The organism is Micromonospora chokoriensis, from assembly GCF_900091505.1.
Lineage (GTDB): Bacteria > Actinomycetota > Actinomycetes > Mycobacteriales > Micromonosporaceae > Micromonospora > Micromonospora chokoriensis.
Genome location: NZ_LT607409.1, coordinates 2,592,189 through 2,618,352 on the forward strand (window position 1 = coordinate 2,592,189; position 26,164 = coordinate 2,618,352).

At 68.1% G+C, this 26,164-nt stretch carries 19 protein-coding genes, 2 tRNA genes, 3 rRNA genes and 1 pseudogene; 17 read left to right on the forward strand and 8 right to left on the reverse strand.

What is annotated here, in order from left to right:
* Positions 1-127: 127 nt before the first annotated feature.
* Positions 128-846: pseudogene (locus GA0070612_RS12305) on the reverse strand (M14 family zinc carboxypeptidase); the annotation flags it as partial.
* A 190-nt stretch (positions 847-1,036) separates the two neighbouring features.
* Between GA0070612_RS12305 and GA0070612_RS12310 the strand changes: the two are divergent.
* The 3 genes from GA0070612_RS12310 (at position 1,037) to GA0070612_RS12320 (ending at position 3,312) form a co-directional block, all read left to right on the forward strand.
* A complete protein-coding gene (locus tag GA0070612_RS12310) occupies positions 1,037-1,546 on the forward strand; it encodes a SigE family RNA polymerase sigma factor (RefSeq protein ID WP_088988024.1) in 510 nt (169 codons plus the stop codon).
* Positions 1,543-2,388, forward strand: a complete 846-nt coding sequence (locus GA0070612_RS12315) for a hypothetical protein (protein ID WP_088988025.1) — start codon at positions 1,543-1,545, stop codon at positions 2,386-2,388. The genes GA0070612_RS12310 and GA0070612_RS12315 overlap by 4 nt, the downstream gene beginning before the upstream one ends.
* Before the next feature lie 129 nt (positions 2,389-2,517).
* The gene (locus GA0070612_RS12320) at positions 2,518-3,312 is read left to right on the forward strand and encodes a hypothetical protein (RefSeq protein WP_197699361.1); all 795 of its coding nucleotides are present in this window, start codon (positions 2,518-2,520) and stop codon (positions 3,310-3,312) included.
* 65 nt (positions 3,313-3,377) lie between these two features.
* Here GA0070612_RS12320 and GA0070612_RS12325 read toward each other — a convergent pair.
* Positions 3,378-3,451: transfer RNA gene (locus GA0070612_RS12325), tRNA-Gly, on the reverse strand.
* Between the two features lie 327 nt (positions 3,452-3,778).
* Here GA0070612_RS12325 and GA0070612_RS12330 point away from each other — a divergent pair.
* The 5 genes from GA0070612_RS12330 to clpX all read left to right on the forward strand — a co-directional run bounded on the left by GA0070612_RS12330 (position 3,779) and on the right by clpX (position 8,354).
* A tRNA-Pro gene (locus GA0070612_RS12330) sits at positions 3,779-3,852 on the forward strand.
* A 138-nt stretch (positions 3,853-3,990) separates the two neighbouring features.
* Positions 3,991-5,337 carry a trigger factor gene (tig, locus tag GA0070612_RS12335; RefSeq protein WP_088988026.1) on the forward strand — a complete coding sequence of 449 codons (1,347 nt, stop codon included), beginning with the start codon at positions 3,991-3,993 and terminating at the stop codon, positions 5,335-5,337.
* Positions 5,338-5,531: 194 nt separating this feature from the next.
* Positions 5,532-6,173, forward strand: a complete 642-nt coding sequence (locus GA0070612_RS12340) for an ATP-dependent Clp protease proteolytic subunit (protein ID WP_088988027.1) — start codon at positions 5,532-5,534, stop codon at positions 6,171-6,173.
* A 10-nt stretch (positions 6,174-6,183) separates the two neighbouring features.
* The gene (locus tag GA0070612_RS12345) at positions 6,184-6,846 is read left to right on the forward strand and encodes an ATP-dependent Clp protease proteolytic subunit (RefSeq protein ID WP_088988028.1); all 663 of its coding nucleotides are present in this window, start codon (positions 6,184-6,186) and stop codon (positions 6,844-6,846) included.
* Between the two features lie 212 nt (positions 6,847-7,058).
* Entirely contained in the window at positions 7,059-8,354 is a 1,296-nt protein-coding gene (gene clpX / locus GA0070612_RS12350) for an ATP-dependent Clp protease ATP-binding subunit ClpX (RefSeq protein ID WP_088988029.1), read from the forward strand.
* A gap of 24 nt (positions 8,355-8,378) precedes the next feature.
* Here the strand turns inward: clpX and GA0070612_RS12355 are convergent, their stop codons facing one another.
* Positions 8,379-9,005: a helix-turn-helix domain-containing protein gene (locus tag GA0070612_RS12355; RefSeq protein WP_088988030.1), complete on the reverse strand. Its 627-nt coding sequence runs from the start codon at positions 9,003-9,005 to the stop codon at positions 8,379-8,381.
* A gap of 41 nt (positions 9,006-9,046) precedes the next feature.
* Here GA0070612_RS12355 and GA0070612_RS12360 point away from each other — a divergent pair, with 41 nt between their 5' ends.
* Both GA0070612_RS12360 and GA0070612_RS12365 read left to right on the forward strand, forming a co-directional pair.
* Positions 9,047-9,880 (forward strand): DMT family transporter, encoded by an 834-nt coding sequence (locus tag GA0070612_RS12360; RefSeq protein WP_088988031.1) that lies wholly within the window; start codon positions 9,047-9,049, stop codon positions 9,878-9,880.
* Between the two features lie 39 nt (positions 9,881-9,919).
* A complete protein-coding gene (locus tag GA0070612_RS12365) occupies positions 9,920-10,717 on the forward strand; it encodes a carbon-nitrogen hydrolase family protein (protein ID WP_088991446.1) in 798 nt (265 codons plus the stop codon).
* 4 nt (positions 10,718-10,721) lie between these two features.
* On the opposite strand, the gene GA0070612_RS12370 is transcribed toward GA0070612_RS12365, so the two are convergent.
* Positions 10,722-10,946 (reverse strand): hypothetical protein, encoded by a 225-nt coding sequence (locus GA0070612_RS12370; protein WP_088988032.1) that lies wholly within the window; start codon positions 10,944-10,946, stop codon positions 10,722-10,724.
* A 673-nt stretch (positions 10,947-11,619) separates the two neighbouring features.
* Between GA0070612_RS12370 and GA0070612_RS12375 the strand changes: the two genes are divergently transcribed.
* The 3 genes from GA0070612_RS12375 (at position 11,620) to rrf (ending at position 16,830) form a co-directional block, all read left to right on the forward strand.
* Positions 11,620-13,134, forward strand: a 16S ribosomal RNA gene (locus GA0070612_RS12375).
* A gap of 381 nt (positions 13,135-13,515) precedes the next feature.
* Positions 13,516-16,624, forward strand: a 23S ribosomal RNA gene (locus GA0070612_RS12380).
* Positions 16,625-16,713: 89 nt separating this feature from the next.
* A 5S ribosomal RNA gene (gene rrf / locus GA0070612_RS12385) occupies positions 16,714-16,830 on the forward strand.
* Together the 16S, 23S and 5S rRNA genes form the textbook arrangement of a ribosomal RNA operon.
* Positions 16,831-17,362: 532 nt before the next feature.
* On the opposite strand, the gene GA0070612_RS12390 is transcribed toward rrf, so the two are convergent.
* On the reverse strand, positions 17,363-18,049 hold the full coding sequence (locus GA0070612_RS12390; protein WP_088988033.1) for a hypothetical protein: 687 nt from the start codon (positions 18,047-18,049) through the stop codon (positions 17,363-17,365).
* A 69-nt stretch (positions 18,050-18,118) separates the two neighbouring features.
* Here GA0070612_RS12390 and GA0070612_RS12395 point away from each other — a divergent pair, with 69 nt between their 5' ends.
* From GA0070612_RS12395 to GA0070612_RS12405, 3 genes are read left to right on the forward strand one after another with little or no spacing between them, the layout of a single operon-like run.
* A complete protein-coding gene (locus GA0070612_RS12395) occupies positions 18,119-20,737 on the forward strand; it encodes a valine--tRNA ligase (RefSeq protein ID WP_088988034.1) in 2,619 nt (872 codons plus the stop codon).
* On the forward strand, positions 20,734-22,068 hold the full coding sequence (locus GA0070612_RS12400) for a bifunctional folylpolyglutamate synthase/dihydrofolate synthase (RefSeq protein WP_088988035.1): 1,335 nt from the start codon (positions 20,734-20,736) through the stop codon (positions 22,066-22,068). Before GA0070612_RS12395 ends, GA0070612_RS12400 begins: the two co-directional genes overlap by 4 nt.
* Positions 22,065-22,511: a DUF4233 domain-containing protein gene (locus tag GA0070612_RS12405; protein ID WP_088988036.1), complete on the forward strand. Its 447-nt coding sequence runs from the start codon at positions 22,065-22,067 to the stop codon at positions 22,509-22,511. The genes GA0070612_RS12400 and GA0070612_RS12405 overlap by 4 nt, the downstream gene beginning before the upstream one ends.
* Positions 22,512-22,546: 35 nt before the next feature.
* On the opposite strand, the gene GA0070612_RS12410 is transcribed toward GA0070612_RS12405, so the two are convergent.
* Positions 22,547-24,004, reverse strand: a complete 1,458-nt coding sequence (locus GA0070612_RS12410; RefSeq protein ID WP_088988037.1) for a VOC family protein — start codon at positions 24,002-24,004, stop codon at positions 22,547-22,549.
* A gap of 142 nt (positions 24,005-24,146) precedes the next feature.
* On the opposite strand from GA0070612_RS12410, the gene ndk reads away from it, so the two are divergent.
* Complete coding sequence (ndk, locus tag GA0070612_RS12415; protein WP_088988038.1) at positions 24,147-24,572, forward strand: nucleoside-diphosphate kinase; 426 nt, start codon at positions 24,147-24,149, stop codon at positions 24,570-24,572.
* 27 nt (positions 24,573-24,599) lie between these two features.
* Here ndk and sigJ read toward each other — a convergent pair whose 3' ends face one another.
* Both sigJ and GA0070612_RS12425 read right to left on the reverse strand, forming a co-directional pair.
* A complete protein-coding gene (gene sigJ / locus GA0070612_RS12420; RefSeq protein ID WP_231924538.1) occupies positions 24,600-25,523 on the reverse strand; it encodes an RNA polymerase sigma factor SigJ in 924 nt (307 codons plus the stop codon).
* Positions 25,472-25,912 carry a carboxymuconolactone decarboxylase family protein gene (locus tag GA0070612_RS12425; protein ID WP_088988040.1) on the reverse strand — a complete coding sequence of 147 codons (441 nt, stop codon included), beginning with the start codon at positions 25,910-25,912 and terminating at the stop codon, positions 25,472-25,474. The genes sigJ and GA0070612_RS12425 overlap by 52 nt, the downstream gene beginning before the upstream one ends.
* Positions 25,913-26,164: the final 252 nt, after the last annotated feature.

Below are 26,164 nucleotides of genomic sequence, written 5' to 3' on the forward strand. Positions count from 1 at the left end.
CGGCACTCCGCGACACCGGTCGTCTCCCCACCAGGCACTGTCGCTGCTTACCCGGCCGGCCACGGTTCATCCGTGGCCGGCCGGTCCGTCTGGTGCCCCGTTCGGGCCGCCCGCCGGTGTTGTGCGGTCAGTGGGTGCCGCCGTGCCCCTCGGCGGCGGCGTAGTCGCGGGCCACCCGCACCAACTCGACCAGCCCGCCCGCGTACTCCTGCGACTCGCCGTGCGCCTCGTCGAACGGCGGCTGGAAGCCGACGCCCTCCCACTGGCCGGTGGTCGGGTTCCACCGGTCGTTGCCGACCTCGAAGTCCCAGGCGAAGATGCCCAGCTCGTAGTAGAGCTGGTCGGCTGGGTTGCCGGCGGCCCGGTACGCCCCCGGCGGCCACATGAAGTACCCGCCGTAGGGGTGCACGTTCATCGCGAACGTGATGTTCGGGTGGTCCTGCGCGAGCGCGATCACGTTGCGGCTCTCCGCCTCGGACAGCTCGGCAGTGCCCGCGTAGTTGCCGGACAGACAGGTGGCGCTGAGCCGGCGAAGAACGGACCGACCGCGTAGTTACGGTTGATGTCGACGCCCCACGACGTGCGGTTCCTCGGGTCGCGGGTCGGTCCGGGCGTTGGCCAGCATCCGCTCGGCGAACTCCAACGTCACCAGCGGGGTGGCCCACTCCAGGGCATGCTCCTGGGGTCGACGGTACGCACCTGCACACCGTTCATACCCTGGTCGCCGAAGCGCACCGAGTCCACGGCCACGGCGGCGACCGCCGGGTCACCGAGATACGCGGCGGCGGTGCGTCGGTACCCCTGGGTCTTGTTCGGCAGGTCGATCACGTCGACCAGGTCCCGGTACTGGCGGGCCAGCCGGTTCCTGGATCGACACCTGTCAAGGTGGTACGCGCCGTCCCCCAGGCGCGACCCCGCTCCGAGCCGCTGAACGCGGCAGTCGGTCGTTGACCCCCCTGAAACGAGTGCGAGTTCTGGAGCAACCCGCTGCGCCCGACCCCGCGTGACTACCTCGAAACGGGGATCGGAGGCCTGAATGAGTGAGCGCGACACGGCGTTCGCCGAGTACTTCGCGGCACGGTCCGGTGCCATGCGCGGCACCGCGTACCTGCTGTGCGGCGACTGGCACCGTGCCGAGGACCTGGTCCAGACCGCGTTCGTCAAGCTCTACCGGGTCTGGAACCGGGTCGCCCGGCACGAGGTGCTCGACAGCTACGTGCGCCAGATCCTGATCCGCACATTCCTCGACGAGCGACGGCGTGGCTGGTGGCGGCGCGAACGGGTGGGAGGCGAGGACACCGAGCAGGTGGCCCCACCGGACTCACCGGAGAGCCGGTTGCTGCTGCTCCAGGCGTTGGCGCGGGTGGCACCACGCCAACGCGCCGTGCTGGTCCTCCGCTACTGGGAGGACCTGTCGGTCGAGGATGTCGCGGCGTTGCTGGAGTGCTCTCCAGGAACGGTGAAGAGTCAGGCCGCACGCGGGCTCGACACGTTGCGTGGCCTCCTGGCACCCACCTACAACGAGATCGGTATGGGGGAGCGATGAACGAAGACGAGTTGCGTGCGGGGTTGCGGGACGAGATGGCGAGTCTCACCCCGCCACCACCGTCGAGTGCGGCGGCCACGCTCGGCCTGGCCCGGCGGGCGAACGTCCGCCACCGCGCGGCGTGGGCGTCGGCCGGGACCGCGGCCGTCGTGTTGGCGGTCACCGGGTTCACCGCCGTCGCCACTCCGGACGGCCGTGTCCACCAACCTGCGGGTCCTGGTCCGCAGGTCGCACCGGGTGCGTCGGGCGACACCGCGAAGCCGTGGCCGACCGGCCCCGACGGGCGACCGCAGGAGGACCGGACGGCGCGGGCCGGCACCAGGTACGACCAGGGGGCCAGCCTGCTCCGCGATGTCCTCGCGATCGTGCCCACCGGCTACAGCACCCCGGACGACCCGCCGAACACGCCCTACGACCAGCGGACCGTGCGGACCCACCAGGCGCAGTTCGAGGACACTGTGGACGGCGTCGACAGGTGGAGTTACCTGACCTCGGTGGCTGTGGCGCAGGGCAAGGGCACCGGGCGTGTCATTGTCGAGGTGCACGAGGCGGGCACCCGCGAACTGCCCACCGAACCGTGCGCCCTGGCCCAGACGTTCTGGGGCATGGAGGGCGAATGTCAGGTCGAGACAGTGGGAGCGGCGCAGGTCGGCGTGGTGGTTCGACCCGGCAGGGACGAGCGGCTGGACCAGTGGTCGGCGTACCGGCACCCGGACGGGGTGGTGGTCTACGTGGCGCAGGGCAAGAAGCTCGACGAGCTTCGGCCGGAGCTGACGAAGCTGCCGTTCTCCGTGCCGCAACTGGCGGCCCTCGCGATCGACGAGCGGTTCCACCTGAAGTGACAGGGTGACCCGGCCGCCCCGGGCGGGCCCAGGTGCCGCGATCATGCGGTCCACCTGGGCCCTCTTGACGGGCACCCGTTCGTGGCCCACCGGCACTAGGCTCAGCCGCACCGAGCCGAAGGAGGGCCAGTGCGGCATCGACTGCGAGGCGTCGCGACGGTGCTGCTCGGCGCGGTGCTGCTGGGCACGGCGGGCCTCGCCCTCGGCTCCTGGTACGGCGGCCGGGGCGCCGTGCCGCTCAGCTTCGACAGTGCGACAGATATCGCGGCGGAGCTTCTCCCGCAGGCCGAGTTGGCCGGTTACAGGTTCGAACGCGGCTTCGGGTACGGCGTCTTCCTCGCCCCGGACGACTTCGGCTCGTCCCGCGCGACATTCCAGTACGGCACCCCCCGCGCCGACTGCGCGCTCTCCGATCAGCTGCGCCGCAACGCCGTGTCGAAGGGGTGGCCGACCCCGCACCCCGTCCCGGGCGGTCCGTGCGACGGCTGGCGCACCGAGGAAGACGGACTGGACATCACGCTTAGCCATCGCGACACCGTCTCGACGCTGACCATCGCCCCGGCCGCGCCGGACGGTTTCCTCGCCACCACCGTCATCGGTGCCCTGCTCGGCGCAACCGCCGGCGCGGTGGTGTTCCGGTGGGTGGCGCGACGACGTCCCCCCGTACCCCGGGTGACGCGCGCACTGCTGACCGTCGCCCTGCTGCCGGGCACTCTGCTCACCTGGCAGGGCCTCGCCTCGGACGGGCTCGCCGACCCGGTATGGCCTCTCTGGCGGGCACTTGCGCCCCTGCTGTGGCCGCTGTCGCTCGGGACTGTGCTGGCCGTGTCGATCATCTGGGTGCGACGCCGCGGACAGCCGGACACGAAGGCCCCGTCGGCAGCTGCCCCGGGCGGGGTCGGCACACCCGTGAGCACCGGGTGACAGGGGAGTGGTCAGCCGGGCCCCAGGGGCCGGGGATGAAGCCTCCGACCTGGGCCGGAGGCCGTTGGAGCGGGCGACGAGAATCGAACTCGCGTAGTCAGTTTGGAAGACTGAAGCTCTACCATTGAGCTACGCCCGCGTGCGCCCCGTCGGAACGAGGTGCGCCCACAGCTTACCCAATGTCGACGCCCGACGCGTAACCGCGCCACCGCCTCGCGGTGCCCGGGCACGTCGTGAGGCCCGCCCATCGGCGACGGCGCCGTCTTGATCCACTCGGGTTCGCCGATATCGCGGTATCCGAGCGCCCGGGATACCCCGACTTCGCCGAAACGGAGTGGATCAACCCGCAGCGCGGCAGCGTGCGGTTCACAAGTGGGCGGTCTGCGCCCTTTCGGGAGATGTGTCCGGGTGGCGGATGCCCCGGCACCGCCTGGGGCGCGACGACGGCATAGACTGCTCGTCGCCACGGGGTGTGGCGCAGCTTGGTAGCGCACTCGCTTTGGGAGCGAGGGGCCGTGGGTTCAAATCCCGCCACCCCGACTGTCGTCCGCGGCCGGGCCGACCCGGGTGCCGCCCAGTGCGGTCCCCGGGCGATGCCGGAGCGTCAGGCCGGCTCGCCTACACTCGATGGGCTGAATCACGCCCAGACTCAACTGAGATCCGTCAAGGAGTACGCCTGTGAAGAGCACCGTCGAGACTCTGAGCCCGACGCGCGTGCGGCTCGCCATCGAGGTGCCGTTCGTCGAGCTCGAGCCGAGCCTCAAGAAGGCGTACCGGGAGATCGGTTCGCAGGTCCAGGTTCCGGGCTTCCGCCGGGGCAAGGTGCCGACCGCCGTGATCGACCAGCGGGTCGGCCGGGGCACCGTTCTCAACGAGGCGGTCCAGGAGGCCATCCCGGAGAACATCCTCGCCGCGGTGCGCGAGCACGACCTCAAGACGCTGGGGCGCCCGGAGGTCGAGATCACCGAGTTCAACGACGGTGACTCGCTGAACTTCACCGCCGAGGTCGACGTCCGCCCGGAGATCACCATCCCGGACGCGTCGACCATCGAGGTGGTCGTCGACGAGCTGCAGATCGACGAGAGCGAGATCGACGAGCAGGTGAAGAACCTGCGCGAGCGTTTCGCCACCCTCAAGACCGTCGAGCGCGCCGCCGCCGAGGGTGACTACGTCCAGATCGACCTCAACGCCACCGTCGACGGCGAGGACGTGCCGGGCGGCCAGGCCAGCAACATCTCCCACGAGGTGGGCAGCAAGCAGCTCCTCCCGGGCCTGGACGAGGCCGTCGTCGGTCTCGCCGCCGGCGAGGACACCACCTTCACCACCCAGCTGGTCGGCGGCGACTTCGCCGGTCGGGACGCCGAGGTGGCGGTGACCGTGCGCACGGTCAAGGAGAAGGAGCTGCCCGAGCTGAACGACGAGTTCGCCCAGATGGCGAGCGAGTTCGACACGATCGAGGAGCTGCGCGGCGACCTGCGTTCGCGGGTCACCCAGGGCAAGCAGGTCGAGCAGATCTACGCCGCTCGGGACAAGGCCCTCGCGCAGCTGGTCGAGGCCGCCGAGATCCCGGCTCCGGAGGGTGTCGTCCGCGAGGAGGTCGAGAGCCGCAAGCAGGCGATGGTCGACCAGCTGGAGCGGATCGGCGCCTCCATGGAGGAGTACCTCGCGGCCGAGGACAAGACCGAGGAGCAGATCGACGCCGAGCTGACCGAGGCGGCGACCGAGGGCGTCAAGGTCCAGCTCCTGCTGGACACCCTGGCCGACGCCGAGGACGTGCAGGTCTCCGACGACGAGTTCGGGCACGAGATCGTGCACCGGGCGCAGCGCGCCGGCATGGCCCCGCAGCAGTACTACGACCAGCTGGTGCGCTCCGGCGCGGCCGCCGCCGTCTTCGGCGACGTGCGGCGGGGCAAGGCGCTCGCCGCGGTCATGGAGCGGATCACGATCAAGGACGCGGCCGGCAACGGCATCACCCTTGACGCGCTGCGCGCCGCCAACGAGGCCGAGCACAACCACCAGCACTGATCGTCGGGTGCGGCCGCCGTCCGTCGCTGTGCGGTGGACGGCGGCCGAATCCTTTCCCCGGGTACGCCGGGAGCCCGCGCCGCGGGTGTGCCCGACACAGCTGCGCTGAGAGCGAACAGTGCCCCGACCGGGACTCTGCCGCCCCGCACACCGGTTAGTGTCGGGAAAGACGGTACGGAGAGCGAAGGGCTGCCATGACCGACATGCACATCCCCAAGAAGTCGCTCCGGGCGATTGACGCGCGCGGGGGCGACTCCATTGGCAACCTCGACGACTCGGTCTACAACCGGTTGCTCAAGGAACGCATCATCTTCCTGGGCAGTGAGGTGACCGACCAGGTCGCCAACCGCATCTGCGCGCAGCTGCTGCTGCTCGCCGCGGAGGACCCGGACCGCGACATCAACCTGTGGATCAACTCGCCGGGTGGCTCGGTCTACTCCGGCATGGCGATCTACGACACCATGCAGTTCATCGACAACGACGTGTCGACCGTGGCGATGGGCATGGCGGCCTCGATGGGTCAGCTGCTGCTCTGCGCGGGCACCAAGGGCAAGCGTTACGCCCTGCCGCACGCCCGGATCATGATGCACCAGCCGTCCGGCGGCCTGGGCGGCACGGCGTCCGACATCGCCATCCAGGCGGAGCAGATGCTCTACACGAAGCGGATGTTCCAGGAGCGGGTCGCGCACCACACCGGCCAAGACCAGTCGCAGATCGAGGCGGACTCGGACCGGGACCGTTGGTTCACCGCCCAGGAGGCCATGGACTACGGCTTCATCGACAAGGTGATCATCGGGGCCGCTCAGGTTCCGGATGGCGCCGGGACCCTGAGCTGAGGAGCTGACGATGACTGATCTGAGCCTGCCGCCCCAGTTCGCGGCCGTGCACAACCGTTACGTGTTGCCGTCGTTCGTGGAGCGCACGTCGTACGGGGTCAAGGAGTCCAACCCGTACAACAAGCTCTTCGAGGACCGGATCATCTTCCTCGGCGTCCAGGTGGACGACGCGTCGGCCAACGACGTGATGGCCCAGCTGCTGACGCTTGAGGGCACCGACCCGGACCGCGACATCATCATGTACATCAACTCGCCGGGTGGCTCGTTCACCGCGATGACGGCGATCTACGACACCATGCAGTACGTCCGTCCGGACATCCAGACGGTCTGCCTCGGGCAGGCCGCCAGCGCGGCGGCGGTGCTGCTGTCGGCGGGCACTCCGGGTAAGCGGATGGCGCTTCCGAACTCGCGGATCATCATCCACCAGCCGGCCACCGAGGGCGGCTACGGGCAGGGCTCGGACATCGAGATCCAGGCTCGGGAGATCCTGCGGATGCGGACGCAGCTGGAGGACATGCTGTCCCGCCACTGCAACCGGCCGATCGAGCAGGTTCGCAAGGACATCGACCGTGACAAGATCATGACGGCCGAGGAGTCCAAGGAGTACGGGCTGGTCGACACGATCCTGACCAGCCGCAAGAAGGGCTTGCTGGCCGCTCAGGCCGCCAGCTGAGCAGTGCCGGGTCAGAGGTTGGCCGGGGCGTGAAGTTCCCGGCCGACCTCTGACACACCCGTTTTGGGGGTCGGAGATTGCCCCGGCAGCGGGTAACGTCGGGTCCGTACCGCTTCGCCGGTCGGGCCGGTGGGGTGTGAACCAGCCGGGCGGCGCGCAGCGTCAGCAGGTCAGGGCCGGGGTTCCGGCCGATGAGTGCAGGGAGAACGTAGGTGGCACGGATCGGTGACGGCGGCGACCTACTGAAATGCTCCTTCTGCGGCAAGTCGCAGAAGCAGGTCAAGAAGCTCATCGCGGGCCCAGGGGTCTACATCTGCGACGAGTGCATCGATCTCTGCAACGAGATCATCGAAGAGGAGCTGGCCGAGTCCGGCGAGGTGAAGTGGGAAGAGCTTCCCAAGCCGATGGAGATCTGCCAGTTCCTCGACAACTACGTCGTGGGGCAGGATCAGGCCAAGAAGGCCCTCGCGGTGGCGGTCTACAACCACTACAAGCGGATCCAGGCCGAGGCGGCCAACGCTCCCGGCTCCGGCAGTGATGCCGTCGAGCTGGCCAAGTCCAACATCCTGCTGCTCGGCCCGACCGGGTGCGGCAAGACCCACCTGGCGCAGACACTGGCCCGGATGTTGAACGTCCCGTTCGCCATCGCTGACGCCACGGCGCTGACCGAGGCGGGCTACGTGGGCGAGGACGTCGAGAACATCCTCCTCAAGCTGATCCAGGCCGCGGACTACGACATCAAGCGCGCCGAGACCGGCATCATCTACATCGACGAGGTCGACAAGATCGCCCGCAAGTCGGAGAACCCGTCGATCACGCGCGACGTCTCCGGTGAGGGCGTGCAGCAGGCGCTGCTCAAGATGCTCGAGGGCACTGTGGCGAACGTGCCACCGCAGGGTGGGCGTAAGCACCCGCACCAGGAGTTCATCCAGATCGACACGACGAACGTGCTGTTCATCTGCGGTGGTGCGTTCGCCGGTCTGGATCAGATCATCGAGTCCCGCACCGGGCAGGGCGGCACCGGCTTCGGTGCCCGGCTCCGGTCGGTGTCCGAGCGGTCGACCGATGACATCTTCAGCCAGGTCATGCCGGAAGACATGCTCAAGTTCGGGTTGATCCCGGAGTTCGTCGGCCGGCTCCCGGTGATCACCAACGTGCGCAGCCTGGACCGCAGCGCCCTGGTGCGCATCCTCACCGAGCCGCGCAACGCGCTCGTCCGGCAATACCAGCGGCTGTTCGAGCTGGACGGGGTCGAGCTGGAGTTCGACGAGCCGGCGTTGGAGGCGATCGCCGACCAGGCCATGCTGCGGGGCACCGGTGCCCGTGGTCTGCGGGCCATCATCGAAGAGGTCCTGCTCTCCGCGATGTACGAGGTGCCGAGCAACCCGGACGCCGCCCGGGTGCTGATCACCCGCGAGGTGGTCCTGGAAAACGTCAACCCGACGATCGTGCCGCGCGAGTTCACCGGGCGACGGGCCCGGCGCGAGCGCGAGGAGAAGTCGGCCTGATCCTCCCCGCCACACGCCGGCCGCTCAGTCCTGACGCGGCCGGCGTGATCGCGTTCGGCGGTCCCACTCGCCCGACGGGGTGACGGTCACCATCATCAGCCGAGCCGGTTCGGTGGTGTCGTTGCGGTAGCCGTGTTCCCGGTCGGCGTGGAACTCGATGGTCTCCCCGGCCCGTACGCCGTGGTCCTGCCCGTCGACGCGGACGACCACAGTGCCGGTGAGGACGTGCAGCACCTCCCGCGTGCCGCGCGGGTGGTCGGCGGACCGGTGATCCTCGCCCGGCGCGAGCTGCCAGTCCCACAGTTCGACGAGGTCCGGTTCGCCCAGGCCGCTCAGCAGGCGGGCCGTGCCGCCATGCTCACCCTGCCAGAGCACCGGCGCCTGCGCCGCTGGGGTGATCTTCACGGCCTGTTCCTCGGCCGGTTCCAGGAGTTGGGCGATGTTGACGCCGAACGCGTCCGCGACCCGGCACAGCGTGCCGACGCTCGGGTTGGTGCGTGCGCCCTCGATCTGCACGAGCATTCCCTTGCTCACGCCGGACCGGCCGGCCAACTCCTCGAAGGACCAGCCTCGGGCGGCCCGTAGGTCACGCACCTGTCGGGCCACCGCGGCGGTCACCGCGCCCACCCGATCCGCTCCCGCCTCGGTCATTAAACTATCCCTCACGGTCACTATTATGGTACGACAGTGGCATGCTCCCCATTGTCCTGGCAACGGTGGCCGCCGTCGCGTTCGGCATCGCCGACTTCTCCGGCGGCAAGGCGTCCCGTCGTGCCAATCCGATCGCCGTGACCGTCGTCTCCCAACTCCTGAGCGTTCCACTGCTGGTCGTACTCGTGATGGCGGTGCCCGGCACCCCGACCGTCGGTGACATCGCCTGGGGCCTGCTCGCCGGGGTGGCTGGCGCCGGCGGCGTCATGCTGCTCTACCGGGCCCTCGCCGGCGGAATGATGGCCGTCGTGGCGCCGGTCACCGCCATCACCGCCGCAGTGGTGCCGATCATCGCCGGCCTGTTCACCGCGTCCTTCCCCGGTGCCCTGGCGCTCACCGGCGCGGGCCTCGCGGTGCTGGCGATCGCCCTGGTCAGCCTGGGGGAGAGTGGCGAGCGAACGGGCGTACCGTCCCGGCTCGTCGGGCTCGCCCTCGCCGCTGGCGCGCTCTTCGGCGTCTTCTTCACCCTCCTCGGCCAGGCCGACGAGAGCGCCGGCATGTGGCCGGTGGCGGCGGTACGCGCCAGCTCGATCGCTGTCGGCCTCGCGCTGGCCGCCGGCACCGGCGTGCGCCTGCGACTGGAACGGCGGGTGCTGGGCTGGGCGGCGGTTGCCGGTCTGCTGGACAGTGCCGCCAACGGGCTCTTCCTGGCCGCGGCTGCCCGTGGCCACCTGAGCGTCATCGCGGCGATCGCTGCGCTCTACCCGGCCAGCACCGTCCTGCTGGCGTTGGCCGTCGACCGGGAGCGGCTGCGCCCGGTCCAGGTCGCCGGGCTCGGGTTCGCGGCCGGGGCCCTGGTGTTGGCCAGCCTCTGACGCTGTCCACGCCGGCCCCTCCGGTCGTACCCTGTGGTCATGCGTGTCGCCGTCTGCCAGCTGAACGCCCGGGACGACCGCAAGGCCAACCTGGCCGCCGCGGAGGTCCTGCTGGAACGCGCGGCGGCGGGTGGCGCGGACCTGGCCGTCCTCCCCGAGTACGTCGACTACCTCGGCCCGGCCGCCGGGCTGCCCGACCCGGAACCGGTGGACGGGGAGGTCGGCAGCTTCTTCGCCGAGGTCGCCCGCCGGCTCGGGATCTGGTTGGTCGCCGGCTCGTTCCACGAGGCCGGTCCGGACCCGGAGCACACCTGGAACACGTCGCTGGTCTTCGACCGCAGCGGCAGCCTGGCCGCGAGCTACCGAAAGATCCATCTGTACGACGTGGAGATCCCCGGTCGGGTCTCCTATCTGGAGTCCGCATCCGTCGCGCCCGGGGTCCAACCGGTGGTGGTGGACGTCGAGGGCCTTCGGGTCGGCCTGTCGATCTGCTACGACCTGCGCTTCCCGGAGCTGTACCGGCTGCTCGCCACCGACGGGGGCGCACACCTGCTGGTGGTGCCGGCGGCCTTCATGATGCACACCGGGCGGGACCACTGGGAGGTCCTGCTTCGGGCCCGGGCCATCGAGAACCAGTGCTTCGTGGCGGCGGCGGGCCAAACCGGCGACCACGAGCCGGGCCGTACCTGCTTCGGTCGCAGCATGGTGGTCGACCCGTGGGGGACGGTCCTCACCCAGCTACCGGACGGCCCTGGCGTGTCGGTCGTCGACCTGGACCTCGACCGCCTCGCCACGATCCGGGCCGAGCTGCCCAGCCTGGCGAACCGTCGGCTGTAGAGCCTCAGCCCTCCAGCAGGACGCCGATCACCGCGAAGCCGGCGATCGCCGCGGCGGTGACCAACAGCGCCGTGGTCATCCGGGACCTGCCCCGCCTGGCGAGCCGTCCGACCGACAACACCAGGACGACTAGCACGATCGCGCCGATCACCAGCTGCCAGAACGGCAGGAGGAGACCGAGCAGCGCCTCCTCGGCGAACACCCTGGCCCCGCGTCCGGACTCATCCATGCCTGACACTCTGGCACGTCGGCGCAGCCCGCGTCCCCCAGCTGGGCGACGGACCGTTCCCTGCCTGTTCCCCGAGCTACGTCGGAAGCCGCGCGAGCCCTCGGCCAAACCAGTGATGAACCCTGATTTGCCTTCTCCGGGCCGTCCGCGTAACTTTCTCTCTGCACGGGGGAGGCCGGACAAACCGGCTGAGAACGGGCGCCGGGCTCGTGGCGGCAACGCCGAGCGAGACCGAGGATCGGGCGGTGCGGAACACTCCGGAAACGGAGTTGCGAACGCGAAGCCGACCGGGTAGAGTTCTGAAGCCGGCAGGAGCCGGGCGGAGAGCCGCGAAGCGGTGATCGGCCGGTCTGCGGCTTCCCACGACAGTAACGACCGCCGGATACGGCGTGCGTCATCGTGGAATCGGCCGAGCCACATTGATCGCCTCGAACATGAGGTTGACAATGAAAACTCGACCAAGTAAGTTTGAGCGGTTGCCCCGGTTGGGGTTCCACTGAGTGTGGGGCTTCTGGTCGGTGTGTGGTTGTTCTTTGAGAACTCAACAGGGTGCTTGTAAAGCCAGTGCCAATTATGATTTATACCCCGGACTGGTCAGACTGTTTGGTTTGGCTGGTTGGGATTCCTTTGGCAACAATTTGTTTGTTGCTGGGATAGCTGTTCAACTAATTTTTTGTTGGAGAGTTTGATCCTGGCTCAGGACGAACGCTGGCGGCGTGCTTAACACATGCAAGTCGAGCGGAAAGGCCCTTCGGGGTACTCGAGCGGCGAACGGGTGAGTAACACGTGAGCAACCTGCCCCAAGCTTTGGGATAACCCTCGGAAACGGGGGCTAATACCGAATATTACTGCTGGTCGCATGGCTGGTGGTGGAAAGTTTTTCGGCTTGGGATGGGCTCGCGGCCTATCAGCTTGTTGGTGGGGTGATGGCCTACCAAGGCGACGACGGGTAGCCGGCCTGAGAGGGCGACCGGCCACACTGGGACTGAGACACGGCCCAGACTCCTACGGGAGGCAGCAGTGGGGAATATTGCACAATGGGCGGAAGCCTGATGCAGCGACGCCGCGTGAGGGATGACGGCCTTCGGGTTGTAAACCTCTTTCAGCAGGGACGAAGCGAGAGTGACGGTACCTGCAGAAGAAGCACCGGCCAACTACGTGCCAGCAGCCGCGGTAAGACGTAGGGTGCGAGCGTTGTCCGGATTTATTGGGCGTAAAGAGCTCGTAGGCGGCTTGTCGCGTCGACCGTGAAAACTTGGGGCTCAACCCCAAGCCTGCGGTCGATACGGGCAGGCTAGAGTTCGGTAGGGGAGACTGGAATTCCTGGTGTAGCGGTGAAATGCGCAGATATCAGGAGGAACACCGGTGGCGAAGGCGGGTCTCTGGGCCGATACTGACGCTGAGGAGCGAAAGCGTGGGGAGCGAACAGGATTAGATACCCTGGTAGTCCACGCTGTAAACGTTGGGCGCTAGGTGTGGGGGGCCTCTCCGGTTCCCTGTGCCGCAGCTAACGCATTAAGCGCCCCGCCTGGGGAGTACGGCCGCAAGGCTAAAACTCAAAGGAATTGACGGGGGCCCGCACAAGCGGCGGAGCATGCGGATTAATTCGATGCAACGCGAAGAACCTTACCTGGGTTTGACATGGCCGCAAAACCTCCAGAGATGGGGGGTCCTTCGGGGGCGGTCACAGGTGGTGCATGGCTGTCGTCAGCTCGTGTCGTGAGATGTTGGGTTAAGTCCCGCAACGAGCGCAACCCTCGTTCGATGTTGCCAGCGCGTTATGGCGGGGACTCATCGAAGACTGCCGGGGTCAACTCGGAGGAAGGTGGGGATGACGTCAAGTCATCATGCCCCTTATGTCCAGGGCTTCACGCATGCTACAATGGCCGGTACAATGGGCTGCGATACCGTGAGGTGGAGCGAATCCCAAAAAGCCGGTCTCAGTTCGGATCGGGGTCTGCAACTCGACCCCGTGAAGTCGGAGTCGCTAGTAATCGCAGATCAGCAACGCTGCGGTGAATACGTTCCCGGGCCTTGTACACACCGCCCGTCACGTCACGAAAGTCGGCAACACCCGAAGCCGGTGGCCCAACCCTTGTGGAGGGAGCCGTCGAAGGTGGGGCTGGCGATTGGGACGAAGTCGTAACAAGGTAGCCGTACCGGAAGGTGCGGCTGGATCACCTCCTTTCTAAGGAGCACCTTCCACCGAAAGGTGGTAAGGAGCCCGCGGTCCACGAGTGTTGGGCCGGGGTGCTCGAATGGCGGAGACACTGGCAAGTTCTGCCCTGGCAACGGCCGGCGGCGCCTAGTACAGCCACTCTTTGGGGTGGTGGGAACGGTGGCTTCTGGTGCGGCTGGGGGGGATGTGAGCACCCTGTTGGGTCCTGAAAGAACAACCATGGTGTTGTTGTTTCAGAGCCTTGTGCGTGGTCTGGGATCACGCGGGGTTGCCAGGCATGGCCTGGCCCCACATACCGCTGGTCCTGGAGGACTGGGTTTGGTGTGGGGCGGATCGGGTTGTGGGTTGGTCGTTTGTTGAGAATTGCACAGTGGACGCGAGCATCTTTGTGGTCAAGTTGTCAAGGGCGAACGGTGGATGCCTTGGCACCAGGAGCCGATGAAGGACGTGGGAGGCCGCGATAGGCCTGGGGGAGCTGTCAACCGAGCTGTGATCCCAGGGTGTCCGAATGGGGAAACCTGGCACCAGTCATGTGGTGTCACCCACACCTGAACACATAGGGTGTGTGGAGGGAACGCGGGGAAGTGAAACATCTCAGTACCCGTAGGAAGAGAAAACAAATAGTGATTCCGTGAGTAGTGGCGAGCGAAAGCGGATTGAGGCTAAACCGGCTGCGTGTGATACCTGTCAGGGGTTGCGTGGTCGGGGTTGTGGGACCCTGCTGAACAAGCTGACACTTGTTCGAGGAGTTACAAAGTCAGTGGCTAGTCGAACAGTCTGGAATGGCTGACCGTAGACGGTGAGAGTCCGGTAGGTGAAAGTTGCTGACCTTCTGTGGGTGTTCCCGAGTAGCGGCGGACCCCTGAAATCTGCCGTGAATCTGCCAGGACCACCTGGTAAGCCTAAATACTTCCTGGTGACCGATAGCGGACGAGTACCGTGAGGGAATGGTGAAAAGTACCCCGGGAGGGGAGTGAAATAGTACCTGAAACCGTTCGCCTACAATCCGTCGGAGCCTTGCGGGGTGACGGCGTGCCTTTTGAAGAATGAGCCTGCGAGTTAGTGGCATGTGGCGAGGTTAACCCGTGTGGGGGAGCCGTAGCGAAAGCGAGTCTGAATAGGGCGATTCAGTCGCGTGTCCTAGACCCGAAGCGGAGTGATCTAGCCATGGGCAGGCTGAAGCGCGGGTAAGACCGCGTGGAGGGCCGAACCCACCAATGTTGAAAAATTGGGGGATGACCTGTGGTTAGGGGTGAAAGGCCAATCAAACTCCGTGATAGCTGGTTCTCCCCGAAATGCATTTAGGTGCAGCGTCGCGTGTTTCTTGCCGGAGGTAGAGCACTGGATGGTCTAGGGGGCCCACAAGCTTACCGAAATCAGCCAAACTCCGAATGCCGGTAAGTGAGAGCGCGGCAGTGAGACTGCGGGGGATAAGCTTCGTAGTCGAGAGGGAAACAGCCCAGATCACCAGCTAAGGCCCCTAAGCGTGTGCTAAGTGGAAAAGGATGTGGGGTCGCATAGACAACCAGGAGGTTGGCTTAGAAGCAGCCACCCTTTAAAGAGTGCGTAATAGCTCACTGGTCAAGTGGTTCCGCGCCGACAATGTAGCGGGGCTCAAGCACACCGCCGAAGCTGTGGCATTCACATTTTATCCTCGCGTGCCCTTGATGGTGCGTGCAGGTGTGTGGATGGGTAGGGGAGCGTCGTGCCGCGAGTGAAGCAGCGGGGTGACCCAGTTGTGGACGCGGCACGAGTGAGAATGCAGGCATGAGTAGCGAAAGAAGGGTGAGAAACCCTTCCGCCGGATGACCAAGGGTTCCAGGGCCAGGCTAATCCGCCCTGGGTGAGTCGGGACCTAAGGCGAGGCCGAGAGGCGTAGTCGATGGACAACGGGTTGATATTCCCGTACCCGCGAAAGAGCGTCCCTGATGAACCTCGTTGTGCTAACCACCCGAACTTGGTGAGGTCTTCGGACTGATCTGGGGGAGCGTGGGAACCTGGCGGGTAGTAGTCAAGCGATGGGGTGACGCAGGAAGGTAGCTGAGCCCGGCCGGTGGTTGTGCCGGGGTAAGCGTGTAGGCCGTGGTGTAGGCAAATCCGCACCACATGTGGGCTGAGACGTGATGCCGAGCCGATTCAGGTGAAGTCAGTGATCCTATGCTGCCGAGAAAAGCCTCTAGCGAGTTCTTAGCGGCCCGTACCCCAAACCGACACAGGTGGTCAGGTAGAGAATACCGAGGCGATCGGGCGAACTGTGGTTAAGGAACTCGGCAAATTGCCCCCGTAACTTAGGGAGAAGGGGGGCCGGAGACGTGAAGCCCCGCGCGGGTGGAGCGTTGTATGGCCGCAGAGAGCAGGGGGAAGCGACTGTTTACTAAAAACACAGGTCCATGCGAAGAAGTAATTCGATGTATATGGACTGACGCCTGCCCGGTGCTGGAACGTTAAGGGGACCTGTTAGCTCTTCGGGGCGAAGCGGAGAACTTAAGCGCCAGTAAACGGCGGTGGTAACTATAACCATCCTAAGGTAGCGAAATTCCTTGTCGGGTAAGTTCCGACCTGCACGAATGGCGTAACGACTTCCCCACTGTCTCAACCACAGGCCCGGCGAAATTGCAGTACGAGTAAAGATGCTCGTTACGCGCGGCAGGACGGAAAGACCCCGGGACCTTTACTATAGCTTGACATTGGTACTCGAATTAGCTTGTGTAGGATAGGTGGGAGCCGGTGAAGTCCATACGCCAGTATGGGTGGAGGCAATCTTGAAATACCACTCTGGTTGATTTGGGTATCTAACTTCGGACCGTTATCCGGTTCAGGGACAGTGTCTGGTGGGTAGTTTAACTGGGGCGGTTGCCTCCTAAAAGGTAACGGAGGCGCCCAAAGGTTCCCTCAGCCTGGTTGGCAATCAGGTGTTGAGTGCAAGTACACAAGGGAGCTTGACTGTGAGACTGACAGGTCGAGCAGGGACGAAAGTCGGGACTAGTGATCCGGCACTTGCGAGTGGAAGCGGTGTCGCTCAACGGATAAAAGGTACCCCGGGGATAACAGGCTGATCTTCCCCAAGAGTCCATATCGACGGGATGGTTTGGCACCTCGATGTCGGCTCGTCGCATCCTGGGGCTGTAGCAGGTCCCAAGGGTTGGGCTGTTCGCCCATTAAAGCGGTACGCGAGCTGGGTTTAGAACGTCGTGAGACAGTTCGGTCCCTATCCGCCGTGCGCGTAGGATACTTGAGAAGGGCTGTCCCTAGTACGAGAGGACCGGGACGGACGAACCTCTGGTGTGCCAGTTGTCCTGCCAAGGGCACGGCTGGTTAGCTACGTTCGGAAGGGATAACCGCTGAAAGCATCTAAGCGGGAAGCCTGCTTCAAGATGAGGTATCCCACCCACCTTGGTGGGGTAAGGCCCCCAGCTAGACGACTGGGTTGATAGGCCGGAAATGTAAGCCCGGTAACGGGTTCAGTTGACCGGTACTAATAGGCCGAGGACTTGACTACTAAGCTGCTACGCGTCCACTGTGCAACTCTGAACGAGCGAACACCCGTGACATGTGTGTTGCTGGGGTTGTTTGATATGTTCATAGAGTTACGGCGGTCATGGCGGAGGGGAAACGCCCGGTTACATTCCGAACCCGGAAGCTAAGCCCTCCAGCGCCGATGGTACTGCACTCGTGAGGGTGTGGGAGAGTAGGACGCCGCCGGACAAACTTCCAGGAAAGGCCACCCCGATCGGGGTGGCCTTTCCTGCGTTCCCGGGCACCCGGTCGAGAGTTCCCGCCCGTTTCCCGCCCGTTTCCCGCCCGTTTCCCGCCCCGGCCGGTGTTTCCCCCGCCCAGCGTTTCCCCGCCTAGGTCCTCGACTGGTTGGTCGGCGCGTGTTGCCTGATCGACTCGGGTTCCTGGAAACCGCGGTATCCGTGGCCGGGTGTCACCCCGGATATCAGGAAACCGAGTGGATCACTCCTGTGCCGTCAGGATCGGGGGCCGCTCAGGGTTTCGGCCGCCGAGGGCGCCGGGCGCCGGGGGTCCCCGGGCGCCGGGGGTTCCCGGCCGCCGCGCGGAGGGCGCCGTGCGCGGAAGGGTTAGCCGGGCGCCGGGGGTTCCCGGCCGCCGCGCGGAGGGCGCCGTGCGCGAAAGGGTGCCCGGGCGCCGAGGGTCCCCGGGCGCAGAGGCTGCCAGGCGGGGATGGGGCCGGTCGCAGAGGGGCTTCGCGTGCAGAGGGGCCTTCGGGTGCGGATCAGCCTCGGGTCTGCATCTCGCTGCGGAGGTTGCGCATCAGGCCGCCGGCGTCGGTGACCGACCGGCCCGGGAACATGGCCATCACGACGCTGCCGTGGTCCGCCCAACCGCATACCGCGAAGTCGCCACCCTCGCCACTGGTGCTGCCGCACTTCATCACGCCGCCCAGGTCGCCGGCCTGTGACTCGCGCAGGCCGTTCACCGAGCCGGTCTCGTCCGACATGAGGCGGAAGAGGCTGTCCAGGTCCCGTTCCGGCTGCCACAGCAGGGTGGTGCCCCCGAAGATGAGCACCGAGCGCTTGTCGTCGGCCGGGTCGCGGTAGACAGTGCCGAAGCTGCGGTCCAGCTCGATGTTCGCGGCCAGGCCGCTGCGTAGGTAGTCGGCGGTGCTCTTCGCTCGCTCGCTGTCGTCGCGGGTCAGGCCCGCCACCCGATCGGGTGAGGTCAGTTGGGTGTCCTTCTGCTGCGCCACCCGCCACCCGCCGACGCCCAGCACACCGGCGCCCGCGAGGCCGACCACCAGCGCGACCGCCCAACCGATCTTGCGACGCCGGGACCAGCCGGCGGACCGCTCGTCGGGGTCGCCCCCGGTGTCCCGGGTGCTGAGTTGGATCGGCTCCTCGCTCAGCTCGACCGGCTCGTGACTGCCGTCGACCGAACGGTCGGTGAGATGTGCGTCGGACATAGCCGACACCGTACGCGAACGAGAGGTGGCGCACGTCAGGTCCGGAGAAGCCCTCCGTAGACTTGTCAGGTGACCGAGAGACTGGATGCCCAACGCCCCGACGCCCCGACCCTTGCCGGCCAGTACCAGCCCGGTGAGGTAGAGCAGCGACGGTACGAGCAGTGGGTAGCCGGCGGGCACTTCCGGGCCTCCGCCGACAGCGACAAGCCTCCCTTCACCATCGTCATCCCGCCGCCGAACGTCACCGGTTCGCTGCACATGGGCCACGCCCTGGACCACACGGTGCAGGACGCCCTGGTGCGACGGAAGCGGATGCAGGGCTTCGAGGCGCTGTGGCTGCCGGGCATGGACCACGCCGGCATCGCCACGCAGAACGTCGTCGAGCGGCAGCTCGCCGCCCAGGGGCTGTCCCGACACGACCTGGGTCGGGAGAAGTTCGTCGAGCGGGTCTGGCAGTGGAAGGCCGAGTCCGGTGGCGCCATCCTGGGCCAGATGCGTCGCCTCGGCGACTCCGTCGACTGGGACCGTGAGCGCTTCACCATGGACGAGGGCCTGTCCCGGGCCGTCCAGACGATCTTCAAGAAGCTGTACGACGACGGTCTGATCTACCGGGCCAACCGGATCATCAACTGGTGCCCGCGCTGCCTGACCGCGCTCTCCGACATCGAGGTCGAGCACACCGACGACGACGGCGAGCTCGTCTCGATCCGCTACAGCGACGAGGTCGTGGTGGCCACCACCCGGGCCGAGACGATGCTCGGCGACACCGCGGTGGCGGTGCACCCGGACGACGAGCGCTACCAGCACCTGATCGGCACCGAGGTCGAGCTGCCGTTGACCGGCCGACGGATCCCGATCGTCGCCGACGCGCACGTCGACCCGTCCTTCGGCACCGGCATGGTGAAGGTGACGCCCGCGCACGACCCGAACGACTTCGAGATCGGCCAGCGGCACGACCTGCCCGCGCTGACCGTGATGGACGAGCGCGGTGTGATCACCGTGCCCGGCCCGTTCGAGGGGCTGGACCGGTTCGAGGCGCGGCCCGCGATCGTCGCGGCGTTGCGGGAGCAGGGTCTGATCGTCGCCGAGAAGCGCCCGTACGTGCACGCGGTCGGGCACTGCTCGCGCTGCAAGACGACTGTGGAGCCGCGGCTGTCGCTGCAGTGGTTCGTCAACACCGCCCCGCTCGCGCAGGCCGCCGGTGACGCGGTGCGCGACGGCCGGGTCCGCATCGAGCCGGCCGAGTTGGCCAAGCGCTACTTCGCCTGGGTCGACAACATGCACGACTGGTGCATCTCCCGCCAGCTGTGGTGGGGGCACCGCATCCCGGTCTGGTACGGCCCGGCGGGCGAGATCGTCTGCGTCGGCCCGGACGAGACGCCGCCGACCGGTGAGGGCTGGCACCAGGACGAGGACGTCCTGGACACCTGGTTCTCCAGCGGCCTGTGGCCGTTCTCCACCCTCGGCTGGCCTGAGCAGACCCCGGAACTGGCGAAGTTCTACCCGACCAGTGTGCTGGTCACCGGGTACGACATCCTGTTCTTCTGGGTCGCCCGGATGATGATGTTCGGCCTGTACGCGATGGACGGCCGACCGCCGTTCGACGTGGTCGCGTTGCACGGCATGGTGCGCGACCAGTTCGGCAAGAAGATGTCGAAGTCGTTCGGCAACGTGGTCGACCCGCTGGACTGGATCGACAGGTACGGCGCCGACGCCACCCGGTTCACCCTCGCTCGGGGCGGCAACCCCGGCCAGGACGTGCCGGTCAGCGAGGAGTGGTGCCAGGGCTCGCGGAACTTCTGCAACAAGCTCTGGAACGCCACCCGGTTCGCCCTGATGAACGGCGCGCACACGACCGGCGACCTGCCGCCCGTCGAGCAGCTCTCCACCGTCGACCGGTGGGTCCTGTCCCGGCTGGCGCACGTCACCGCCGAGGTCGACGAGCAGTTCGAGGCGTACGAGTTCGCGAAGGTGTGCGACCTGCTCTACCACTTCGCCTGGGACGACGTCTGTGACTGGTACGTCGAGCTGAGCAAGCCGGTGCTCGCCGAGGGCGGTGAGCGGGCGGAGGTCAGCCGCCGGGTGCTCGGGCACGTGCTCGACCAGCTGCTGCGGCTGCTGCACCCGGTCATCCCGTTCGTCACCGAGGAGCTGTGGCTCGCGTTGACGGGCGGCGAGACGGTGCAGGCCGCTGCCTGGCCGGTGGCCGACCGCGCGCTGGTCGACGACGCCGCCGAGGCCGAGCTGGCGAGCGTGCAGCGGGTGGTCACCGAGATCCGTCGATTCCGTTCGGACCAGGGGCTGCGTCCGACGCAGCGGGTGGCGGCCCGCCTCGACGGGCTGGCCGGTGCGGGCATCGCTGCCCACGAGCCGCTGATCCGTTCACTGGTCCGGCTGGACCCGGCGGGTGACGACTTCCAGGCCAGCGCCACGCTGGCCATGCCCGGCGAGGTGGGTGTCGCGTTGGACACCCGGGGGTCGATCGACGTGGCCGCCGAGCGGGCCCGGCTGACCAAGGACCGTGCGGCTGCCGAGAAGGAGGTCGCGCAGGCGCGGGCGAAGCTCGACAACCCCGCCTTCGTCGGCAAGGCCCCCGAGCCGGTGGTCGCCAAGATCCGTGACCGGCTCGCCACCGCCGAGGCCGACCTGGTCCGGATCGACGCTGCTCTGGAGACACTGTCCTCGTGACCGACCGTACCGATTTCGCCGCCGCCGAGGCGGAGCTGAACGCCCGTGGTTTCACCCGCATGGTCTTCGAGCTGGACCGGATCGAGTCGCTGCTCGACCTGCTCGGCAGCCCGCAGCGGGCGTACCCCTCGATCCACCTGACCGGCACCAACGGCAAGACCTCCACCGCGCGGATGATCGACTCGCTGCTGCGGGCGTTCGGGCTGCACACCGGCCGCTACACCAGCCCGCACCTGGAGACCGTGCGGGAGCGGATCAGCCTGGACGGGGAGCCGGTCAGCGAGGAGCGGTTCGCGTCGGTCTACCAGGAGATCAAGCCGCTGGCCGAGTTGGTCGACGCGCGGTCGGACGAGCCGCTGACGTACTTCGACATGACCACGGCGCTGGCGTTCGCCACGTTCGCCGACGCGCCTGTCGACATCGCCGTCGTCGAGGTGGGACTCGGCGGCGCCGAGGACGCCACCAACGTGATCCAGGCCGGCGTCTGCGTGATCACCCCGATCGGGCTGGACCACACCGAGTGGCTCGGCGACACCCTCCAGGACATCGCGCTGGCCAAGGCCGGCATCATCCATCCGGGCGCCACGGTGATCGCGGCCGCTCAGGAGGAGGAGGCGGCGCGGCCACTTTTGGAACGCTGCGCCGAGGTCGGGGCCACCATCGCGCGGGAGGGCGGCGAGTTCGGCGTCCTGCGCCGGGCGGTCGCGGTCGGCGGCCAGGTGCTCAGCATCCAGGGCCTCGGCGGCGTGTACGACGACGTGTTCGTACCGCTGCACGGTGCCCACCAGGCGCAGAACGCCGCGGTGGCGCTCGCCGCCGTGGAGGCGTTCCTGGGTGCGGGGGCCCGCCGGCAGCTCGACATCGAGGCGGTTCGGGAGGGCTTCGCCTCGGCCAGTTCCCCCGGGCGGCTGGAGCGGGTCCGTAGCGCCCCGACCGTGCTGCTGGACGGCGCGCACAACCCGCACGGCATGGCCGCGACCGTCACCGCCCTGCAGGAGGAGTTCGCCTTCAGCAAGCTGGTGGCGGTGGTCGGCGTCCTCGCCGACAAGGACGCGGAGGCCCTGCTCGAGCTGCTGGAGCCGGTGGCCGACCTGGTGGTGGTCACCCGCAACAGCTCGCCACGGGCGATGCCGGTGGCGGAACTCGCCGCGCTGGCCGCCGAGGTGTTCGGCGAGGAGCGGGTGGAGTCGGCCGAGGAGATACCGGACGCGATCGAGCTCGCGGTGGCGCTGGCCGAGGAGGACGTCCCCGGGGAGCTCAGCGGTGTCGGGGTCCTCGTCACCGGGTCGGTGGTCACGGTCGCGGACGCCCGCCGGCTGCTGAAGCGATGAGCGGTCCGGAGCGGGACCCGCACGCCACCGACGAACCGACCGGGCAGGCCGGGGCGGGCGCACCGGCCGACCAGCCGGTGGAGGAGCCCGTCGCGGGACAGCCGCGCCGCTCCGGGTTGCGCAACCCGGAGGCGGCGGTACGCGGCCTGGGCGCGGGGACCCTCGCCCTGGAGGCCCTGGTGCTGTTGCTGGCGATCCAGCCGGTACGAGTGGTCGGCGGTGACCTGAGCGGCGCCGCGATCGGTGCGGTGGTGGCACTGGCGGTGGCCGCCGTCGTGCTCGCCGGCATGATGCGGCGACCGTGGGCCTGGAACGCCGGCACCGTGCTCCAGGGCCTGCTGATCCTCGGTGGTCTGCTGCACTGGTCGCTGTTCGGGCTGGGCATCATCTTCGCCCTGGTCTGGGCGTACGCGCTGCACGTTCGTCGGGTCATCCTCGGCTGACGCGGGCCGCGTCAGCCGAGGCGAGCGCGGGCGGGTCAGGCGTCGGCGCGTTCGCGCCACTGGGTGAGGGCGATGCCGTGGCCGTCGGGGTCACGGAACGCCGCCGCCCACACCTCCAGCTTGGTGCCCCGGTTGACGACCCGGGGCGCGTACGTGAAGCGGACGCCCGTTTCACGGAGTCGCTCGTACGCCGCTTCGATGTCGTTCACCTCGAGGTTGACGTGCACCAGCCGGCGGCTGATCGGCGCCGCCCCGGTCACCTCGCGGAGGACGAGTCGGGTCGTGCCGGAGGCGAGTACGGCGTTGTGAGCGCCCTGGTCGACCTCAGTGAAGCCGAGCATGTCGCGGTAGAAGCCGAGCGACCGGGACAGGTCTGTCACCAGCAGGGTGAGCCCGACCCCGCTGATCGGCGCGGTCGGGTCCGTGGCCGACGCCGTGTCGAACCCGAAGATCGCCCGGTCCAGGTCCTCGGCGCTCACGGTCTCGCGGCCCGCCCGGGCGGTGGAGGGGTCGTCCAGCGGCAGGTCGAGTGGATCCAGTGGGTCGGTCGTGCCCGTTCCGGACCGCTGCGCGGGCGGTGGGTCGGACCGTTGGGCGCTGAGCGGGTCGGTGCGCTGCGCGGGCGGCGGGTCCACGGGATCCGAAGTCGACAGGTGGTCCCGCGAGGGCTCGTAACGGTCGGCGTCGGGCTCGTCGAAGCGCTCCTCGGGGGCGGTGCGTGGTGCCGGGGTGGCCCGCCGGGGCAGGCCGCCGGCCTGGGGTTCGACGAGGACGCCCTCCAACACCGGGCCGCCCGGGGTCTGGTGCACGACCACCGGCTCGCGCTCCTCGGAGGCGACGGCCGGGTCGTCCCGCAGGGGATCGGAGCGCAGGGGATCGGGGCGCACCGGGTCGCCGTGCGGGTCGCGGAAGGGGTCGCCGTGCGGGTCGCGGAAGTCGTCCCGGAAGTCGTCGTCCGGCGCGCGGTCGGCCCACGGCGGGGCATCCTGCTGGATCAACACCTCGTCCATCGCGTCCGCGTCGGCGAACTCCGGCGGGAGGTCGGCGACGGCGGCGGCGGTCTCGGCGTGGGTCGGCACCTCGTCCCAGAGGACCTTGACGTGCCGCTGGTCGTCCAGCGCGACCCGGATCGGCAGGGTCTGGCCCAGCGACGGCCACTTGGAGACCGGCACCCGAGGTTCGATGATCTTCTTGGATCGTGGTGGCAGGCCGGGCGCGTCGATGACCAGTTGGAGTTCACAGCGGCCGAACGCGTACTGGGTGGGTGGTTCGGAGGCGCTGTGCACGTGCCCGACGCCGACCACCCAGGTGCGCCCGCCGCCGCGGACGGTCGCCAGGGCGATGGCCAGCACCAGCAGGGCGACCCCGAGAGCCACGATGGCCCAGCTGGTCATGCCCAGCCCGAAGAGGACGACGAAGGTGGCCACGGTGCCCAGCACCGTGCCGATCAGTTTGCGTACCGGCGCGATGGGCCGGTTCCCGCCATTCGCCACAGTGGACCTCCCGGGGGTCAGGGCCAGGCTAGGCCGGATCGGCCACCGGGGGAAAGACCGGCCGCCGCGCCGGCGCCGGGACCGGGTCGCTAGGCTGACCGTACCGATCTCAAGCGTGTAACGCGTACAGGAGGAACCCAGCGTGTCCACCAACAGCCCGGATGAGCGCAGCCTCGTTCTGATCAAGCCCGACGCGGTACGCCGCGGCCTGGTCGGCGAGGTCCTCTCCCGCTTCGAGCGCAAGGGGCTGCGGATCGACGCGATGGCGCACCGGACGATGGACGCGGCGCTCGCCGACGAGCACTACGCCGAGCACGTCGACAAGGCGTTCTACCCGCCGTTGAAGGACTTCATGACCGGCGGCCCGCTGGTCGCCCTGGTGCTCTCCGGTGACCAGGTCATCGACGTGGTCCGCGGGCTGGTCGGCGCGACCGACGGCCGGAAGGCCGCCGCCGGCACCATCCGCGGTGACCTGTCCCTGTCCAACCGGGAGAACCTGGTGCACGCCTCCGACTCTCCGGACAGCGCCAAGCGCGAGATCGCCCTCTGGTTCCCCGAGCTGGGCTGACCAGGCCTGCCGGGACGACCGTCGGGTTCAGCTGGTCGGCGGCAGCTTCGCCGGGTTGCCCACCACGTAGATGCCGGTGATCCGGCCGTCGGCCGCGGCGACGGTCAGCGCGTAACGGCTGCCGTCGGCGCGGGTGAGCAGGGCGGCGGGTTCGCCGTTCAGCTCCAGCCGGCGAAACGACCATTCCCGGGCGGGGCCGTAGATCCCGGCGAAGAAGCGGGCGACCCGGTCCGCCCCGTTGACCGGGTTGCGGGCGGCCCGTGCCCGGCCACCGCCGTCGTTCCACGCGGTGGCGTCCGCGGCGACCAGGTTGGTCAACGTCGCCAGGTCACCGTCGCGGGCGGCGGCGAGGAACGCGTCCAGCAGGCGCTCTCGCTCCGAGCGGCTGGCGGTGAACCGTCGCTGCTCCTGGCGTACCCGGGAAACCGCCCGGTGGTGCAACTGCCGGCAGTCCTCCGGGGTCCGGTCCAGGACCTCCGCGATCTCGGCGTACGGCAGGTCGAAGGCGGTGTGCAGGACGTACACGGCACGCTCCGGCGGGGTGAGCCGTTCCAGGACGTGCAGCAGCGCGGTGGAGAGCGAGTCGCGCAGCTCGGCGCGGTCCAGCGGTCCGAACGGCGAAGGCTCGGTCGGCACCGGCTCGGGCAGCCACGGCCCGACGTACGTCTCGCGGCTCGCCTGCCGCGCCCGCAGCCGGTCCAGGGCCAGCCGGGTGACGACCCGGGACAGGTAGCGGCGTGGCTCGGCCACCGTCGAGCGGTCCACGCCCAACCAGCGCAGGTACGCCTCCTGGAGCACGTCCTCGGCGTCGTGACGGCTGCCGAGCAGGCGGTACGCGAGCCCGAGCAGCATCGGCCGGTGCGCCTGGAGCGCACCGGCCGCCTGCCCCGCTTCGGTCGTCACACCTGCGCCGGAGGCTCCGAGCGCGTCGTCACGGCGATTCGGTTCCACACGTTGATTGTGGCAATGGCCAGGATCAGGTCGGCAAGTTCCTTCTCCGACCAGACCTTCGCGGCGGTGTCCCACACGTCGTCCGGCACGCCGTGCTCACCGAGCTTGGTGACCGCGTCGGTGAGCGCCAACGCGGCCCGCTCCCGCTCGTCGAAGAACGGCGCCTCCCGCCAGGCGGCCACCGCGAAGAGCCGCCGGCTCGACTCGCCGGCGCCGAGCGCCTCCCGGCTGTGCATGTCGACGCAGAACGCACACCCGTTGATCATCGACGCCCGCAGCTTGACCAGTTCCAGCACTGTGTGGTCGACGTTCGTCCGGACGTACTTCTCCAGCCCCAGCACGGCCTGGTACCCCTGTGGCGCGACCTCGGCCGCGTTCATCCGCTGCATGGCTACCTCCCTGATCGGTTCCGACACCGAGACGACGGATCGACCGGGGCCGGCTGTGACAGCCGCAGGTGTGAGCCCGCTCATGCCCGCACCGATTACTCGGCGGCGGGCCGGCGGGTGGGTCTTGTATCGTTGAGCACCGTAAGGCGATGACCCGGCCATCACCGGTGAGCCTCCGGAAGAACGGCCGGGCGACCGGCTCAGTAGAACCGGACGGGTGCGGCCCGTCACAGCCGGCAATGAGCGGGCGGT

Coding starts and splice junctions, on each gene's coding strand:
- GA0070612_RS12390 (WP_088988033.1), bottom strand. CDS start 18,049: ATGTCCGACGCACATCTCACCGACCGTTCGGTCGACGGCAGTCACGAG.
- GA0070612_RS12425 (WP_088988040.1), bottom strand. CDS start 25,912: ATGCAGCGGATGAACGCGGCCGAGGTCGCGCCACAGGGGTACCAGGCC.
- GA0070612_RS12370 (WP_088988032.1), bottom strand. CDS start 10,946: ATGGATGAGTCCGGACGCGGGGCCAGGGTGTTCGCCGAGGAGGCGCTG.
- GA0070612_RS12310 (WP_088988024.1), top strand. CDS start 1,037: ATGAGTGAGCGCGACACGGCGTTCGCCGAGTACTTCGCGGCACGGTCC.
- GA0070612_RS12365 (WP_088991446.1), top strand. CDS start 9,920: ATGCGTGTCGCCGTCTGCCAGCTGAACGCCCGGGACGACCGCAAGGCC.
- GA0070612_RS12315 (WP_088988025.1), top strand. CDS start 1,543: ATGAACGAAGACGAGTTGCGTGCGGGGTTGCGGGACGAGATGGCGAGT.
- GA0070612_RS12360 (WP_088988031.1), top strand. CDS start 9,047: ATGCTCCCCATTGTCCTGGCAACGGTGGCCGCCGTCGCGTTCGGCATC.
- GA0070612_RS12345 (WP_088988028.1), top strand. CDS start 6,184: ATGACTGATCTGAGCCTGCCGCCCCAGTTCGCGGCCGTGCACAACCGT.
- GA0070612_RS12405 (WP_088988036.1), top strand. CDS start 22,065: ATGAGCGGTCCGGAGCGGGACCCGCACGCCACCGACGAACCGACCGGG.
- GA0070612_RS12355 (WP_088988030.1), bottom strand. CDS start 9,005: ATGACCGAGGCGGGAGCGGATCGGGTGGGCGCGGTGACCGCCGCGGTG.
- GA0070612_RS12340 (WP_088988027.1), top strand. CDS start 5,532: ATGACCGACATGCACATCCCCAAGAAGTCGCTCCGGGCGATTGACGCG.